The 15,918-nt window shown below is 68.4% G+C and carries 20 protein-coding genes; 5 read left to right on the top strand and 15 right to left on the bottom strand.

Features of this window, described 5'->3' with window-relative positions; genetic code table 11:
- Window positions 1-99: 99 nt before the first annotated feature.
- Complete coding sequence (locus ACLJRM_RS22570) at window positions 100-1,344, bottom strand: DUF1700 domain-containing protein (RefSeq protein ID WP_410664203.1); 1,245 nt, start codon at window positions 1,342-1,344, stop codon at window positions 100-102.
- On the bottom strand, window positions 1,341-1,664 hold the full coding sequence (locus tag ACLJRM_RS22565; protein WP_101609787.1) for a PadR family transcriptional regulator: 324 nt from the start codon (window positions 1,662-1,664) through the stop codon (window positions 1,341-1,343). Before ACLJRM_RS22565 ends, ACLJRM_RS22570 begins: the two co-directional genes overlap by 4 nt.
- Window positions 1,665-1,804: 140 nt before the next feature.
- Here ACLJRM_RS22565 and ACLJRM_RS22560 point away from each other — a divergent pair, with 140 nt between their 5' ends.
- The 4 genes from ACLJRM_RS22560 to ACLJRM_RS22545 are packed head-to-tail and all read left to right on the top strand — an operon-like array spanning window position 1,805 to window position 4,167.
- The gene (locus ACLJRM_RS22560; protein WP_199192913.1) at window positions 1,805-2,206 is read left to right on the top strand and encodes a GntR family transcriptional regulator; all 402 of its coding nucleotides are present in this window, start codon (window positions 1,805-1,807) and stop codon (window positions 2,204-2,206) included.
- Window positions 2,203-3,093: an ABC transporter ATP-binding protein gene (locus ACLJRM_RS22555; protein ID WP_410664202.1), complete on the top strand. Its 891-nt coding sequence runs from the start codon at window positions 2,203-2,205 to the stop codon at window positions 3,091-3,093. The genes ACLJRM_RS22560 and ACLJRM_RS22555 overlap by 4 nt, the downstream gene beginning before the upstream one ends.
- Window positions 3,090-3,779, top strand: a complete 690-nt coding sequence (locus ACLJRM_RS22550) for an ABC transporter permease (protein WP_410602757.1) — start codon at window positions 3,090-3,092, stop codon at window positions 3,777-3,779. The genes ACLJRM_RS22555 and ACLJRM_RS22550 overlap by 4 nt, the downstream gene beginning before the upstream one ends.
- 34 nt (window positions 3,780-3,813) lie before the next feature.
- Window positions 3,814-4,167: a DoxX family protein gene (locus tag ACLJRM_RS22545; protein ID WP_410664201.1), complete on the top strand. Its 354-nt coding sequence runs from the start codon at window positions 3,814-3,816 to the stop codon at window positions 4,165-4,167.
- Here the strand turns inward: ACLJRM_RS22545 and ACLJRM_RS22540 are convergent.
- From ACLJRM_RS22540 to rsmD, 13 genes are all read right to left on the bottom strand, one after another.
- Window positions 4,164-5,348 (bottom strand): MAB_1171c family putative transporter, encoded by a 1,185-nt coding sequence (locus ACLJRM_RS22540; RefSeq protein WP_410664200.1) that lies wholly within the window; start codon window positions 5,346-5,348, stop codon window positions 4,164-4,166. The two genes, ACLJRM_RS22545 and ACLJRM_RS22540, sit on opposite strands and share 4 nt — an antisense overlap.
- Window positions 5,345-5,908, bottom strand: coding sequence for a hypothetical protein (locus ACLJRM_RS22535; RefSeq protein ID WP_168214382.1), 564 nt, complete (start codon window positions 5,906-5,908; stop codon window positions 5,345-5,347). The genes ACLJRM_RS22540 and ACLJRM_RS22535 overlap by 4 nt, the downstream gene beginning before the upstream one ends.
- A 1-nt stretch (window position 5,909) precedes the next feature.
- A complete protein-coding gene (locus ACLJRM_RS22530; RefSeq protein WP_037311474.1) occupies window positions 5,910-6,350 on the bottom strand; it encodes a helix-turn-helix domain-containing protein in 441 nt (146 codons plus the stop codon).
- 68 nt (window positions 6,351-6,418) lie between these two features.
- Complete coding sequence (gene mutM, locus ACLJRM_RS22525) at window positions 6,419-7,279, bottom strand: bifunctional DNA-formamidopyrimidine glycosylase/DNA-(apurinic or apyrimidinic site) lyase (RefSeq protein ID WP_410664199.1); 861 nt, start codon at window positions 7,277-7,279, stop codon at window positions 6,419-6,421.
- A 26-nt stretch (window positions 7,280-7,305) separates the two neighbouring features.
- A complete protein-coding gene (gene rnc, locus ACLJRM_RS22520) occupies window positions 7,306-8,052 on the bottom strand; it encodes a ribonuclease III (RefSeq protein WP_020630746.1) in 747 nt (248 codons plus the stop codon).
- 16 nt (window positions 8,053-8,068) lie between these two features.
- The gene (gene rpmF, locus ACLJRM_RS22515; RefSeq protein WP_005160412.1) at window positions 8,069-8,251 is read right to left on the bottom strand and encodes a 50S ribosomal protein L32; all 183 of its coding nucleotides are present in this window, start codon (window positions 8,249-8,251) and stop codon (window positions 8,069-8,071) included.
- A gap of 72 nt (window positions 8,252-8,323) precedes the next feature.
- Complete coding sequence (locus tag ACLJRM_RS22510; RefSeq protein ID WP_101609794.1) at window positions 8,324-8,941, bottom strand: YceD family protein; 618 nt, start codon at window positions 8,939-8,941, stop codon at window positions 8,324-8,326.
- A 460-nt stretch (window positions 8,942-9,401) separates the two neighbouring features.
- Complete coding sequence (locus ACLJRM_RS22505) at window positions 9,402-10,127, bottom strand: DivIVA domain-containing protein (protein ID WP_101613428.1); 726 nt, start codon at window positions 10,125-10,127, stop codon at window positions 9,402-9,404.
- Window positions 10,128-10,247: 120 nt separating this feature from the next.
- Window positions 10,248-11,024, bottom strand: coding sequence for a hypothetical protein (locus ACLJRM_RS22500; protein ID WP_101609795.1), 777 nt, complete (start codon window positions 11,022-11,024; stop codon window positions 10,248-10,250).
- Window positions 11,024-11,539 (bottom strand): RNA polymerase sigma factor, encoded by a 516-nt coding sequence (locus ACLJRM_RS22495; protein WP_410664198.1) that lies wholly within the window; start codon window positions 11,537-11,539, stop codon window positions 11,024-11,026. Before ACLJRM_RS22495 ends, ACLJRM_RS22500 begins: the two co-directional genes overlap by 1 nt.
- A 67-nt stretch (window positions 11,540-11,606) precedes the next feature.
- The gene (locus ACLJRM_RS22490) at window positions 11,607-12,311 is read right to left on the bottom strand and encodes a ribonuclease domain-containing protein (protein WP_410664197.1); all 705 of its coding nucleotides are present in this window, start codon (window positions 12,309-12,311) and stop codon (window positions 11,607-11,609) included.
- A 99-nt stretch (window positions 12,312-12,410) separates the two neighbouring features.
- Window positions 12,411-12,893, bottom strand: coding sequence for a pantetheine-phosphate adenylyltransferase (gene coaD / locus ACLJRM_RS22485; protein WP_101609798.1), 483 nt, complete (start codon window positions 12,891-12,893; stop codon window positions 12,411-12,413).
- Between the two features lie 54 nt (window positions 12,894-12,947).
- A complete protein-coding gene (gene rsmD, locus ACLJRM_RS22480) occupies window positions 12,948-13,502 on the bottom strand; it encodes a 16S rRNA (guanine(966)-N(2))-methyltransferase RsmD (RefSeq protein ID WP_410602776.1) in 555 nt (184 codons plus the stop codon).
- A 123-nt stretch (window positions 13,503-13,625) separates the two neighbouring features.
- Between rsmD and ACLJRM_RS22475 the strand changes: the two genes are divergently transcribed.
- The gene (locus ACLJRM_RS22475; protein WP_101609800.1) at window positions 13,626-15,740 is read left to right on the top strand and encodes a HelD family protein; all 2,115 of its coding nucleotides are present in this window, start codon (window positions 13,626-13,628) and stop codon (window positions 15,738-15,740) included.
- Window positions 15,741-15,918 lie beyond the last annotated feature (178 nt).

Raw genomic sequence — 15,918 nt, 5'->3', positions numbered from 1 at the left:
AGCTCCCTTCACCTCATCCCACGCGGGGAAAGTCCCCTTCAGCCCCCGCGCGGGAAACGGGTGGAGGCGGCCCCCGACGTCCGCCTCCACCCGGGCCACCTAGCGCGTCGGCTGGGTGGAGTTCGACGGCGGAGCCGCGGAGGACGACGGCGCCGGCGGAGCGGACGAAGAAGGCGGCACCGGCGCGCCCTTCGGGATCGCCGCGCTGAACGGGACGTCGGTCCGCTCCTGGCAATAGGAGCGGTTTCCGTTGTAGCCGTTGAGATTCCCGTCGTTGTCCTGGACGCCTCGCTCGAGCCGCGGCCGCGGGTAGCGGTTGTCGTCGCCGACCTTCCGCTTCTCGCCCGAGCTCCGCTCGCAGGCATACCGGGTCGTGCTGAGCGGGCGGCCTTCCTCGTCGTAGAGGAAGATCTCGGTCAGCGGCTTGCCCTCGGCGTCGAACGCGTAGATGTTGTCCACGCTTTGGCTTCCGTACATCAGCTGCGAATTGCCGTAGGTGTCGCTGTAGCTCGTCGGGTAGCCGTTGTACGAGTCGCCACCGTAGGACCGTTTCGCGATCAGATCGACCGCCGCGCCCGCCCCGCCGACCATGCTGCCGATGACGAACGCCGAAACCGGCACGGCCAGCCACAGCAGCCGCCTGTCCCCCTTCAGCTTCGGCCCCGCCCAGACCACCGCGACGGCCGCCAGCAGCATCAGCGGCAGCAACAGCACCGCCTCGGTGTCGCGAAGCACGAGCAGCAGCCCGAACACGACCAGCACCGCCGCGCACAGGATCCACCACGCAGGCTTGAGCGAGCGGAAGTAGGTCATTCCGTTGCCGTTCCGGTTGGCCTGGAACGAAGTCACGGTCTCGCGGAGCTTGACCACCTCGGGCAGTTCCGCGATCGGGCCGACTCCCCTCCGCACCACGTAGACGACGCTGATCGCGAGCACGGGTGCGACGAAAAGCAGGCCCAGCAACGGTTCCACCCGGACCCACACCGCGGCCGCGAAGCCGAACAACGCGAACCCGCCCATGGAGAACACCAGGCCCCAGAACGCGAACCGCGCTCCGCCGATCCCGGTTTTCGCCTTCAGCAAGGTGGTCTTGTCGCCCGCGTCGGCCGGACGCGGCGGATAGCCACCGGACGCCCGCAGCTCGGCGGCGTAACTCTCCGGGCTGCCCAGGCGCTCGATCAAGGCGTCGACCTTGGGGTTGTCCCCCAGTTCCGCCTCCATTTCGGCGAGATGGGGCCGGACGTCTTCGAGGATTTCCTCGACTTCGCTCTCGGGCAGGTCGGCGAGCGCGCTCCTGACCCTCGCCAAGTACACCCGCACGGCGGTCGGATTCTGCGTGCTCATGCTGCCTCTCCCAACAGGCTGTTCATCGTCGTGGCGAAACTCCGCCAGGTCTGCGCCGATTCGTCCAGGCGCTGACGACCCGGCTCGTTGAGGCTGTAGTACTTCCGGTGCGGGCCTTCTTCGCTCGGCACCACGTACGACGTCAGCAGGCCTGCCTTGTACAGCCGCCGGAGCGTCCCGTACACCGAGGCGTCGCCCACTTCCTGCAACCCCGCGACCCGGAGTCTTCGGAGTACGTCGTAGCCGTAGCCGTCCTCCCCGCGAAGCACCGCGAGAACGGCGAGGTCCAGCACGCCCTTGAGTAGCTGACTGATCTCCACAGTCGCGTCCCTCCCAGCTCTTACGCAACAGAAGGTACCACGCATTGCACAGTAGTGCGCAAGGCGGAGGCGACTTGCGTCCGAGCGAGGTTCATGGGTTACTTAGTCCAGTAATGAACCACCGCACCCGGGGAGGGTGCATGACGACTGGGAACGGAGGTGTCGTGCTCGACGACGGAACACCACTGTTCGCGCAGATCGCCGAACAGATCGCCGACGACATCGCCGAGGGAAGCCTGGCCGAGGGGGAACGCGTGCCGTCAACCAACGAACTCGCCGCCTTCTACCGGATCAATCCGGCGACGGCGGCCAAGGGGATCAACGTGCTGGCCGACGACGGCCTGCTCGAGAAGCGACGCGGGATCGGCATGTTCGTGGCCGGCGGAGCGCGGCAGAAGCTGCTCACCGACCGGCGTCGGCGCTTCGCCGAGCAGTACCTCGACCCCATGCTGATCGAAGCAAGGCGCCTCGGCATCGACGACGAAAGCCTGATCTCGCTCATCCGCGGGAACGGACACCAGAACGGAGGACCGGCCGCATGACGCCGACCATTTCGACCACCGGCCTGACCCGGCGCTACGGCGACCACCTCGCCCTCAGCGACGTCTCGGTCGGCATCGAAGAAGGCAAGATCACCGGCCTGCTGGGCCGCAACGGCGCGGGAAAGAGCACCTTCCTGCGCATCATCACCGCACAGGAGTTCGCCAGCGCGGGCACGGTCCGCGTGTTCGGGGAGAACCCGGTGGAGAACGAGCGGGTGCTCCGGCGCCTGGTGCTCGTCCGCGAGGACCAGCAGTTCCCGGACTTCAAGGTGCGGCACGCCCTGTCGGCGGCGTCGTGGTTCTACCCGAACTGGGACGCCGAGCTGGCCGACACGCTGCTCCGCGACTTCGACCTGCCGCTGAAGCGCCCGATCAAGAAGCTCTCACGAGGGATGCGCTCGGCGCTGTCGATCACGATCGGGCTGGCGGCACGCGCGGAACTCACGCTGCTCGACGAGCCGTACGCGGGTCTCGACGCCGTCGCCAGGCACCTGTTCTACGACCGGTTGCTCGACGACTATTCGGCTCATCCCCGCACGGTCCTGCTTTCCACGCACCTGATCGACGAGGTCGCCGATCTGCTGGAGCACGTCGTGATGATCGACAAGGGCCGCGTCGTCCTCGACGCGCCCGCCGACGAACTGCGCGGCTCGGCCGCCACCGTCAGCGGACCCGCCACGGCGGTGGAGTCCTTCGTCGCCGGCCGCCGGGTGCTGCACCGCCGCAAGATCGGTTCGCGCACTTCGGTCACCGTCGCCGACGCGCTCGACACGGCCGCGAAGGCACGGGCACAGGCCCTGCACCTGAAACTCGAGCCGCTGTCCTTGCAGCAGTTGATGGTGCACACCTCCAACGGACAGACGACGGCAGAGGAGGCGTCCGCATGAACATCCTGGTCAAAGTCGCGCGTTACCACCTGGTGGACCGGCTCCAGTTCCTGGTGCTCCCGGTCGGCGTCACGCTCTTCGCCTTCGGGGTGAACCTCGCGATCTTCGCGCTGATCCCCGAAAAACCCGAGGACAACTTCTCCGGCGGCCTGTTCACGCTGTTCGTGTTCATGCTCGTCTGCGGCGCCTTGAGCATGACGAAGTCACTGCCGTTCGGGCTCGCGCTCGGCGTGTCGAGGCGGTCGTACTACCTGGGCACGGTTTTGCTGGTCGCCGGATTGTCCGCGCTGTACGCGGTGGGGATCGCCGTGTTGCAGGTGATCGAGGACGCGACCCGCGGCTGGGGGCTCGGCCTCCACTACTTCCGGGTGCCCTGGGTGCTCGACGGCCCCTGGTACCTGACCCTGCTCACGGCGTTCGTGTTGCTGACGCTGATGTTCGTCTACGGCATGTGGTACGGCCTGATCTACCGGCGCGCTTCGGTGGTGGGTGTCGTCCTGTTCGCCGCCGCTCAGGTCCTGGTGCTGCTGGGCGGGGTCCTGCTGCTCAGCTGGACCGACAGCTGGTCGAAGCTCGGCACGTTCTTCGGCACGCTGACCGTCGGCGGGCTGACCGGAGTGCTCGCGGTCCTGGTCGGCGTCGCCGCCGCCGGCGGGTTCGCCACGATGCGCCGGGTCACGGTCTGACCTCGGGAACACTTCCACATCAAGGAGTTCTGTCATGGCCGCGGTTTCCGTAGTGCTGTCCGTGATGCTGGCCGCGATTTTCGCCGTAGTGGGGGTGGCGAAGGTCCTGCGTCAGCCGTCGTTGATCTCCCGGACCGAGAGGCTCGGCTTCTCGGTCCGGGAGATCCAGGGGATCGGCGCGCTCGAGGTCGCCGGCGCGGCCGGGCTGGTGGGCGGGTTCTTCTGGCCGCCCCTCGGGATCGCCGCGGCGATCGGCCTGACGGCGTTGCTGATCGGGGCGGCGGTCTCCCACGCGCGGGCGGGCGACGGGGTCAAGGACGTCGCCCCGCCGGTCTGGCTCGCGCTGATCTCGGCGGCGGCCGCGGTCACCGCGATCGTTTCGGCTTAGGCCACCAGGGTTTCGCGCGCCCGGTCTCGGATGCGTCCGACCACAGTGGACCTTCGCCAGGCGTGCGTGACCTCGACCAGCCAGGCCGCTTCGGTGGCGATGTCGGGTTCATCGAGATAGGTCGCCGGAACGTCGTCGGGGGCGTACCGGCGGCCTGCCTCGGAGGCCACGAGCGCGGCGGCCAGGGCCGCGGCCTCGATCGTCGCGGGGACACGGGCTTCGGGGATCTTCGCCTTGCGTGCCTCGGCTTCCGCGACCGGCGGGACGTCCGGGTCGAAGTAAGGGCGCAGCGCGAGATGGCCGTCCCGGATCTCGATGACCCTGCGGTACAAGGCGAATTCGACGCCTCCCGGCATACCGGGGCCCGGGTCCAGCGCGATTCCCGGGACGGCTTCGCGCATCGCGGTCCACAACGGCTCGATCCGGCGGTAGGTCCGGTACGTGCCGATCAGGCGGAACGGGGTGGCCAGCGCCGGGCCCCACACGCTGAGCGTCGCGCCCGCCCCGGCGAGGCCGACGCTCAGCGCCGCCAGGATCGACGAGAGCGTGTCCTCCCCGGCGTCGACCTCGCCGGTGGTGGCGAGGATGTAGATGTCGTCGACGTCCCAGAAGGTCCAGCCCAGCGCGGCGACCCCGCCGCCGACGAGCAGCCAGAGCCCGGTACGAAGCGGGCCGGGATCGGCATGCCGCGCGAAGCGGGCGAAGACGATCGAGAAGGTCAGCAGGCTGATCAGCCCGTACGCGAGGAAGACGACGTTGTACGCGACGAACCAGCCGAGCCTGCCGGGACCGGCGGCGGTGTGTTCGCCGACGCGATAGCTGCCGGAGAGCAGGAAGAGCGCGATCTCGGCGGCCACCACGGTCCAGGAAAGCACCACGTGCCAGCCGATCCGCTTGCCCTCCCCCAGTTTCAGCGAATGCGAGAACGCGACCGCGAAGGCCATCGCGCCGATCTTGAGCAGGTCGGCCGCGAGGTTCAAGAGGCTGCCGATGGGCTCTTCGACACCGACGGCGTTCTCCATCGCCGGGGTGAGCAGCATGATGCCGCCCGCGATGCACATCCCGAAGGCGCTCAGGAGCCACATCCGCCGCAATGGCTGGGTGTGGCGAGCTTGGATCAGCTTGTAACCGAAGCCCGCGAAGGCCACCACGCAGCAGAAGTACGCGATGGTCTCGGTCACGGCAGGCGCCGCTTCCGGTTGCCGAAGAGGTTGTCGACCCTGGCCATTCCGCCGGCGAGGTCGCTCCCGCTCTCGTCGGTGGGCGCCGCGCCGCGTATCCCAGTTCTGGCGACGCGTTGCGCGAGGATGCTGGCGAGCAGTTCGGCCTCCTGCTCCTCGACGGCGCTGTAGCTCGTGCGGCCGAGGACGCGGCGGACGAGTTCGGGCGACAGGTTCGGCATCAGGGCCTTGCTGGCGGCGGCGTCGAGGGCGATGCCGTCGGCGCCCGCGTCCGAACCGACATGGCCGCACAGCAGATGCCCGACCTCGTGCAGGAGGATGTGCCGCCGGTGCAGGGCGGTGGTGTTGGTCGGGTAGAGGATGTAGTCCGCGCGCTCGGTGCTCATCAGAAGTCCGCACGGGCCGCTGGAGGGGACGTTGACCTGCATCAACTCGATCGGGCGGCCGCGTTCGCCCGCCAGTTCCGCGATGAAGGCCTCGGCGTCGAAGGGTTCGGGAAGACTCACGCCGTCGGCGAGACTCCGGCAGCGGCGCCACAACTCCTTACGGCGGCGGTCCACTTCACGCCTCCCTCTTCGTGCCGCCCCGTCCGGATTCCCTGCGGGCGATCGCGTCGATCATGTCGCTGATGGTGTCGAGTCCATCGGGTGAAAGCGTTACGGCCCGCAACGCGACGTCCCGGACACCGGCATCGCGGAGGGCTCCCAGAAGGGCGAGCTCCTCGGCGATCTTGGCGCTCTGCTCGTCGTCGAAGAAGTACGCCGGCGAGACACCGAAGAACTGGGCCAGCGCCTCGAGGTGCCGTTTCGTGGGGTTGTCGCGACGACCGGTGCGCAACTGCCACAGGTACGTCGTCGAGAAACTCTCGCCGGTGGCCTCTCGACAGGCCTTGGCGACCTCCTCATGGCTGTACGGCTCACGATCGGGTCTCAGCACGATCTGGAACAGCTTGTCGATCTTTTCGGCGAGCGTCGTCTTGCCGGGCTCGGTCGCGGCCACCATCCCACTCCCTACATGTCGTGCCCGTTCATGCTAGTTGACGCGGTGCCCGCATTCATACACGACAGTTTTCACCTCACGCGAGGGCGTGGCTGACATCGCGGGCACGAGAAGGACGAACGGTTCATGAAGGGGTCCCGGCGGATCGGCGTCCCACATCGGCCGCACGGCAGACCTTCCTGACCGTAGGCGTCGAGAGAACGGTCGAAATACCCGGATTCGCCGTTGATGTTGACGTAGAGCGCGTCGAACGACGTCCCGCCCGCGACGAGCGCGGCGGCCATCACTTCGGTGGCGGCGGTGAGCACGGTGCGGCCGTGGGCCGCGGTGAGTTTGTCGGTCGGGCGGGCCCAGTGGAGTTTGGACCGCCAGAGTGCCTCGTCGGCGTAGATGTTGCCGATGCCGGAGACGAGGGTCTGGTCGAGCAGGGCGCGTTTGATCTCGGTCCGCCTCGACCGCAGCGCGCGGATGGCCTGGTCGAGGTCGAAACGCGGGTCCATCGGGTCGCGGGCGATATGCGCGATGGTGCTCGGCAACGCCGTCCCGTCGACGTCGGTGAGTTCGGCGAGCGCGAGACCGCCGAAGGTCCGCTGGTCGACGAAGCGCAACTCCGGCCCGTTGTCGGCGAAGCGGAATCGCACCCGAAGGTGCTTCTCGTCCGGGGCCTCTTCAGGCTGGACGAGCATCTGGCCGCTCATGCCGAGGTGGGCGAGCATGGCCTGCCCGTCGGACAGATCCAGCCACAGATATTTGCCGCGACGGCGCGCGGCGGTGATCTTGATACCGGAGAGCCGTCCGCTGAAGTCCTCCGCGCCGAGTTCGTGGCGACGGATCGCGCGGGCGTGGAGGACTTCGACCTCGGTGATCGTCCGGCCGGAGGCATGCGCCTCCAGCCCGGCACGGACCACCTCGACCTCGGGGAGTTCGGGCATGAGGCCGATTCTCCCACTGTCGTCGGTCAGGTCGTTTTCGGCGGCTGTTCGATGTCGAGTTCGGCCGAAAGCTGGCGCCAGGCCGTCTCAGCGGCCTTCTGCTCGGCTTCCTTCTTGGTCGTCCCCGAGCCGTAACCGAGTTCACGCCCGCCGACGAGCACGGTGGCGCTGAACTCCTTGCGGTGGTCGGGACCGGTGTCCTCGACCTTGTACTCGGGTACGCCGAGGCCTGCCGACGCCGTCAGCTCCTGGAGACTGGTCTTCCAGTCCAGGCCGGCACCGCGCAGCGGCGCCTCGGCGAGCAGGCCGTCGAACAGGTGGTGCACGAGCTGGCGCGCGATCTCGATGCCGTGCTGCTGGTACGCGGCGCCGATGACGGCTTCGAGACCGTCGGCGAGGATGCTCGCCTTGTCCCGGCCGCCGGTGAGCTCTTCGCCCTTGCCCAGCAACAGGTGCGTACCCAGCCCGCCTTCGCCGAGGCCGCGCGCGACCCGGGCCAGTGCGTGCATGTTGACCACGCTGGCACGGAGTTTCGCGAGCTGACCTTCGGCCAGATCGGGATGCGTGTTGTAGAGGTGATCGGTGACGACCAGACCCAGCACCGCGTCCCCGAGGAACTCCAGACGCTCGTTCGGCGGCAACCCACCGTTCTCATAAGCATAAGAACGGTGGGTCAGCGACAGCGTCAGCAGCTCGGGCTCGATGGTGATCCCGAGTGCTTCGAGCAGTGGTGCGGGGTCAGCGGGTGGTCCACCGGCCGATTTGCCCCCCATGTCGGTCAGCTGCCGATCAGGCGGGCTCGACGACCTGGCGACCGTTGTGCTGGCCGCAGGCCGGGCACGCGATGTGCTGGAGCTTCGGCTGCTTGCAGGCGCGGTTGGAGCAGGGCACCAGCTGCACCGGAGCCGCCTTCCACTGGCTGCGGCGCGCGCGGGTGTTGGATCGCGACATCTTCCGCTTCGGGACGGCCACGAGTAGATCTCCTTCAGACGGTCTGCCCGCGGTCGCGAGCGAACTTGCTTCTCCGGAACGAGCTGGTGCTCGTCAGGCTTGCTTTCCGGGGCCATCAGCCTGGTCATCGGCCGTTTCGTCACCGAAACGATCGACCAGCGAGGCCCACCGAGGGTCTATCTTCTCATGCCCGTGCCCAGGCTCGAGATCGGCCCACTTGACACCGCATTCGATGCACAGGCCCTGGCAGTCCTCGGTGCACAGCGGGGCCAGCGGGAGCGCGAGCACCACCGCGTCGCGGACCGTCGGCTCGAGATCGATCCGGTCGTCCACCAGGCGAGGGATCTCGTCCTCGTCGGTGGTCTCCTCGGTCGCGGAGCCGGGGTACGCGAAGAGCTCGGTCAGGTCGACCTCGACGTCCTCGGTGATCGGGTCGAGGCACCGCGAGCAGTGCCCCGTCGCGACGGCGGACGCCGTACCGCTGACGAGCACGCCCTCGACGACGGACTCGAGGATCAGGTCGAGATCGAGGCTGGAGCCGGCGTCGATGGTGATGACGTCGGGCACACCGAGCGCGGTCTCGACGGGAATGGCGCGTTGGACGGCCTTGCTCAGGCCGGCGTGACGGCCGAGCTCGCGGGTGTCGAGCACCCACGGGTTCCGGTCGTCCAGTTGCGCAGGCCTGGCCTGCGGCGACTTGTTCTCAGACATCGGTGACCAGGGTACGCACGTCCCGCCACCGGTTTACCGGCACGCCCCGCGAAGCCTTCACGAACGCCAGGAAGGCGTCCTTCGGCGCGTCCGGTGCCGAGCGGCTCAGGTCTCGGAGCCCGATGACACCGGAATCTCACCGCGGCAGGTTTCGAGTGTGGAGCATTCAGGACGTTCAACGTCCCCGATCCTCCACGCTCGGTTCACGCGGCCACCTGACTACTACGGGGTCGCGGCTCAGCGAGTGCAGGGTGCTGACGGTGAAGGAATCGGGACGTTGAGTGTCCCGATTCCTTCACCGTCGAGGGGAGTGTTCCGTTCTCGGGTCTTGATCAACCCGATCCACGCGGTCCGAACCCTCAGCCCAGGCCACAACGGCGTCACCCAGGACGACGGTGTCGCGCGACCGACACCGAACGGCACGAGCACGCCACGGCGCCCTCCGTCAGCGCGCGAGCAACTAGCTCTGGTAGTCGTACAGCGAGGTCCGGCTGTTGCCCGGCAGGTTGACCGGGGACCGCAGGTGGTTGCGCCCGGAGTCGACCGTCCGCAGCGTGGTCGCCAGCAGTTCGGAGAACTCGGCCAGCTTGCCGTCGACGTACGCGTCGCAGTCGCCACGCTGCTTGTCGGCATCGGCGTGCGCCTCGTCGACGATGCGTGCCGCCTCGCCGTGCGCGGCCTGGACGACCTCGGTCTGCGCGACGAGCCGGGCCTGTTCGGCGCGGCCGTCCTCGATGGCGCGCTCGTAGGCGTCGCGGCCCGCCTGGATCATGCGCTCCGACTCGGCCCGCGAACGGTCGGTGAGGTTCTGGAATTCGGCCTGCCCGGCGGCGACCATGCGTTCGGCCTCGCCGTGCGCGTCGCTCATCATCTGCTCGGCGCGGGCACGGGCGTCGGCGAGGATGCGCTCGGCCTCGGCCTGCGCGTCGGCGACCGTGCGGTCCGCTTCGGTGTTGGCCGTCGTGACGGTCTCCGCCGCCTCGGTGCGGGCGGTCTGGATCAGTTGATCACGCTTGTCGAGGACGTCCTGCGCGTCGTCCACTTCGCCCGGCAAGGCATCGCGGATGTCGTCGAGCAGCTCGAGAGCCTCCCCGCGCGGTACGACGCAACTGGAGGTCATCGGCACGCCGCGGGCTTCCTCCACGATGGTGACGAGCTCGTCGAGAGCCTCGAAAACCCGGTACACGGCCACTCCCTACCTACAGCGATCCCCACTATTCCCTGTGTTCAGTTTGCCCTGATGACCGCCGTTAGGGGTGAAAGCGCGCGGTACCGGGCGTGTCCCCGCCGGTACCGCGCGCCATGATCACCGGAACGTGAAGGCCGGGTCCGTGACGAGCTTGATCAATTGTTCGTCGGTCAGCGACGGCCCGGAGTCCGGCGCGCCGAAGTCACCGACCTCACCGAGGTCACCGACGTTGACCGAACCGCCGTCCGGCTGCCAGGCGATCGCGTGACGGCCGAGCACCTTGCCGGTCGAAAAGCCCTGGCCGGTCACGATCGGCTGACCGACCTGGTCCGGGTTCTTCGGTGTGGTCTCGGAGATCACCACCGGGATCCCCGCCGGGGTGACCAGCTCGATGCATCGCATCGGCTTCCGGTCGGGCCCGATGGCGTCGCCTCTGCGCCCCAGGTCGCAGCGGCCTTCGCGGGGATAGTCGGTCTTCGTGCTCACCGGACCGCTGATGGTGAGGTTGACCTGCCGTTTCATCCCGGCCGCGTCGGTGTACTCGACCTCCGAAGTCATCAGGTCCCGGTCGTTCACCTGCACGAAGTCATGGACGTTGATCTCCCTGGCGCCGACCAGGATGCCCGGCAGCACGTCCTTCAGGTGCCGGAGATCACCCGCCTTCTGCTCGGCCCGGCTCGGGGGCGCGGCCGGCGCCACCTCCGCCGCCCTCTCCTTCGGCGCCACGAAGACCACCGCCGCCGCGATCACCGCCAGCGTCGCGACCCCCGTCAGCGCCACGGCCCGCCCGTTCCGCACCTTCTTCGCCGCCTTCCCGGCGACCTCGTCCGGATCGAAGCCGAGCGGGGGCTCGGCCAGTTTGATCCCGCGCAACCTGTCTTCGAGTTCGTCCATCACGCGCTCCTCCCGGAGACAGCCTCGTCGTGCTGTCTCTGCAGGGCCGCGCGGAGGACGTCGAGTCCCCGCGCGGCCTGGCTCCTGACCGTCCCTTCCGAACAGCGCAGCGCGACGGCGACCTCCGCGACCGGGAGATCGGCGCAGTAGCGCAGCACGACGGCGGCGCGCTGTTTCGGTGGAACCTCGGAGAGGGCGCGAAGCAACGAATCCGAGATGCCGGCGTCAGCCGGGGCTGAAGGCTCTTCGGGGACGACGCCGTCGCGGTTCTCTCTGCTCCGCCAAGGTCGTCGCCGCTCGTCGAGCCAGCAGCGCAACAGGATCTGCCTCGTGTAGTTGTCTACGGGCCCTTTCCGGCTGACCTTCGGCCAGACCCGGTACAGGCGGATGAGCGCGGTTTGGACCAGATCCTCCGCGAGATGCCAGTCGCCGCAGAGCAGGTACGCCGTCCGCCTGAGCGGCAGCGCCTTGCCTCTGGCGAACTCCCTGAAGCTCGCATCGTCCCCAGACCGCATCGTGCCTCCTCTTCCGTGTTCCGGTGTATCTCACGGACGAGGAGGCACGTGGCGTTGCATGGCGGGATCAAGCGCCGGGGTTCACCAGCTTGAAGGTCGCGTAGCGGTCCGGCGTGTAGACGATCTCGCCGCCCTTGCCGGAGATCACGCGGTCGCTCGTGCCCACCGGGAACAGCTGGTAGTAGCCGGCGGCGCACGAGGGCAGCACGCCTTCGCGGTTCTCGTAGACCGTGCCGGTCGCGCCGCCGCGGGCCTTGTCGACCACGGACTTCGCCGCCGAGGACAGCGTCGAGTAGCCGACCTTCGTCAGCTTCGAGGTGTCACCGCACTTCGGAGCGGGCGCGCCGTTGACGTCGATCACGGAGAAGGTCTTGTAGTGGTCGCCGGTGTAGAAGTACTCCCCGCCGGTCCCGGTGACGATGCGGCGCGTGCCGCGGTTCGACGAGCCGGGGGTCGGGACGGTGTACTCGTGGTAGTAGCCCGAAGCACACTTCGGGAGGATGTTCTCCCGGTTCGAGAAGACCGTCCCGTCGTTGTCCGGGTACGGGTACGGCCCACCCTTCTGGATGAGGTTGTACGTCGTCGTCGCCTCGGCGGGCAGCGACGAGAGCGACGAGTGCTTGAACCCGGTGAGATCCCCGCAGGGGTTCTGCTGGATCGAGACGGGGGCGGCCGTGGCCTGGGAAGCACTGATCCCGCCACTGAGTCCGCCGAAAAAAGTGACTACCAGAACGAGCAGCGCGACGGCTATCCGCGATCGTTTGTTGGTCATTTTCGGACCGTAACCCGATCGTGTATTCACCAGAAGGCGCCGAGATGAACTCTTCATCGCCGGTCACCACTGCCCGACCAACGGCTTCGGCCGTTCGGGTCAACCTCGTTCGGCGTACTTCTCCCCGAGGCGTTTGAACACTATCGGCGGCACCAGATGCTCGATGTCGCCACCGAGCGCGGTGATCTCCTTGACCAGCGAGCTGGACACGAACCCGTACTCCGGGTTGTTCGCCATCAGCAGCGTTTCGAGCCCGGTCAGCTCGCGGTTCATCTGGGCCATCTGGAGTTCGTAGTCGAAGTCGCTGACCGAACGCAGCCCCTTCGCGACCGCGATGATGTCGTTCTCACGGCAGTAGTCGACCAGGAGTCCTTGCCAGGAGTCGACGCGCACGTTCGGCAGTTTCGCGGTGATCTCGCGGAGCATGTCCAGCCGTTCCTCGGTGGTGAACAGGCCCTTCTTGCTCTTGTTCACCCCCACCGCGACGACGACCTCGTCGAACAGCCTCGCCGCCCGCTCGATGATGTCGAGATGTCCATTGGTGGCCGGGTCGTAGGACCCGGGACAGACCGCACGCCGCATGGCGCGGACGCTACCAAGGAGCAGGGTCCCCTGCGCGTTCATCCGTGCGCCGTCTCACACCTGATATTCGGCCCAGTACAGCGCCGTGTCGCCGTAGCGCTTCGTGCGCATCGGCTCGAAGCCCGGCGGCCAGTCGGGCTCGCCGTCCCGAGCCGCCCGTTCGATCACCAGCAGCGCTCCGTCCGCGATCCACCGGCCCGCGGCGAGCGCGGCCATGACCTCCCCCAGGCGGGTGGAATCCACCGCGTACGGCGGATCGGCGAGGACGATGTCGAAGGTTTCCGGCGCCGGAACGGCGACGACGGACTCGACGGTCCCCGCCCGGACCGTGCCGCCGAGCCCGAGCGCGGCGACGTTCCCCTTGAGGATTTCCACCGCGCGCCGGTCGTGTTCGACGAACAGCGCGCCCGCCGCGCCCCGGGACAGCGCCTCCAGCCCGAGGGCGCCCGAACCGGCGTAGAGGTCGAGGACCTGGGTCCCCTGCAGCTCGCCTGCGACCTCCAGCGCGTTGAACAGCGCTTCGCGCACGCGTTCCGACGTGGGTCTCGTGCCCTTCGGAGGGACCTTCAACCGCCTGCCGCCCGCGGTCCCCGCCACGATCCTGGTCATTGGAGCATCGTGCCTCAACGGCATCCGCCGTGACGTTCGGCAGGACTTGGTGAAGCCGCCGCCCAGCTCGCGTAGAGTCGTCCTTCGCCCTCGGAGGGCGATAGAAGCGTTTAGGAGCGTTGCGTGTCCGAACCTCGGGTCAGACGGGCCGAGATCGCCATCGAGCAAGCCCATGTGGACATGGTCTACACCAGGCTCGCCGAACTGCGAGCCCAGGCTGAGGCCATGCGTACCAAGGGCTATGAGATCGGCCATGGCGCCGGGCGTGAAGCGATCTTCGAACAGGCGTCGATGCTGTTCGAGCGGGACATGATGGTCTATCACGCCAATCAGACCCTCCAGACCCTCGACGCGGAGTACGAGGGGCTGGTCTTCGGCAGGCTCGACCACCTCGACAACGACCACATCTACGTCGGCCGTCTCGGCATCCGCGACGCCGAGTTCGACAACCTCGTCACCGACTGGCGCGCGCCCGCGGCGGCGGCGTTCTACCAGGCGACCGCCGAGGAACCGATGGACGTCGTCCGGCGCCGGGTGATCCGGTGTTCCGGCCAGAACGTGCTCGATGTCGACGACGACGTCCTGATCGCCGACGCGGTCCCCGAGACCATGCAGATCGTGGGCGAAGGCGCGCTGATGGCCGCGCTGGGACGGTCGCGCGGCGAGAAGATGCGGGACATCGTCGCCACCATCCAGAAGGAACAGGACGAGGTCATCCGCGCGCCGTGGCGCGGGGTCACGGAGATCACCGGCGGCCCCGGCACCGGCAAGACCGCGGTCGCGCTGCACCGCGCGGCGTACCTGCTCTACCGCCACCGCCGTCAGCTCGGCGGCGCGGGTGTGCTGGTGATCGGCCCGTCCGGCGTGTTCACCAGCTACATCTCGCGGGTGCTGCCGTCGATGGGTGAGACGAACGTCGAACTGCGCGCGCTCGGCGAGGTCCTCGACGGCCTCGAAGCGACCCGTCAGGACCCGGCACCGCTGGCGGCGATCAAGGGATCGCTGCGGATGCGCAAGATCCTGCTGCGCGCGCTGCGGGACACGCCGGAAGAGGCGCCCGAGGACATGAAGATCGTCTACCGCGGCGAGGTGCTGCGGCTGGACGCGCGCGAACTCGACAAGGTGCGCCGCAAGGTGCACACCGCGGGCGGGCCGCCGAACCGGTCGCGGATCCGCGCCGCGGAACTGCTGCTCGACGCGCTCGCCTCGAAGGCCGAGCAGCACGCGAAGGACGACGGCCGTCAGATCGACAAGGCCGAGCTGGTCAGCGAACTCGGCGAGCGCATCGAGTTCCACCGGTTCCTGGTGGTCTGGTGGCCGATCCTGTACCCGGCGCAGATCCTGCGCTGGCTCGGCGTCGAGAAGCGGCTGGCCGGCGCGGCGAAGGGCCTGCTCAACCGCACCGAGATCAGCATGCTCGCCGCCGACTTCGCCGACCGCTCGCGCGGCTGGACCATCGCGGACATCGCGCTCCTCGACGAACTGCGCGTCCTGATCGGCCAGCCGCCGAAGAGCCGCCGCGGCCGCCAGAGCATCGAGGTCAACCCGGAGCGCGGCGGCGCCCCGACCAGGCCCGAGCACTACGACGAGTACTCGCACGTGGTCATCGACGAATCGCAGGACCTCTCGCCGATGCAGTGGCGGATGGTCGGGCGGCGCGGCAAGTACGCGAGCTGGACCGTGGTCGGCGACCCGGTGCAGAGCTCGTGGCCGGATCCGGCCGAAGCCGCGATGGCGCGGGACCAGGCCTTCGGGATCAAGACGACGCGGCGCCGGTTCACCCTGCGCACCAACTACCGGAACTCGGCGGAGATCTTCGATCTGGCCGCGAAGGTCGTCGCCGGGCACGCCGAGGCCGACGAACTCCCGCGCGCGGTGCGGCAGACCGGCATCACGCCGGAGGTCCGGCCGGTCGAGGCCGCCGGGCTGGAGGCCGCGACGCAGGCCGCGGTGAAGGAACTGATGGGGGCCGTCGAAGGCACCGTCGGCGTGATCACCGCGATGGACCGGGTGCCGGAGGTCGAGGGCTGGCTCGACGGGCTTTCGGACGAGCGGCTCAAGGTCGTCGGCAGTCTCGACTCCAAGGGCCTCGAGTACGACGCCGTCGTCCTGGTGGAGCCGAACGACCTCATCACGGAGTCGACCACCGGGCGCCGGGTGCTGTACGTCGCCCTCACGCGAGCGACCCAGCAGCTCACGGTGCTGGCCTCGAACCCGGACTGGATCCCGGCCGCCTGATCCCGCGTTTCGTCCTCTGGTCGCGGTAGTGGGGATCGCGTACTACCGCGACCAGAGGACGACTTGCGGTAGATAAGCTGAAGGGCTCCTTCAGGGCACTGGTGAATGTCCTGAAGGAGCCCTTCAGACCCCCGGTGAGTGAACGTCGTGGGGACGTGTCGCACGTCCAGGGGTATTT

This window comes from Amycolatopsis sp. lyj-84 (assembly GCF_046549075.1).
In the GTDB taxonomy this organism is placed as follows: Bacteria; Actinomycetota; Actinomycetes; order Mycobacteriales; family Pseudonocardiaceae; genus Amycolatopsis.
The sequence above is the reverse complement of the archived record's forward strand: the minus strand, read 5'-3'. Positions and strand labels throughout refer to the sequence as shown.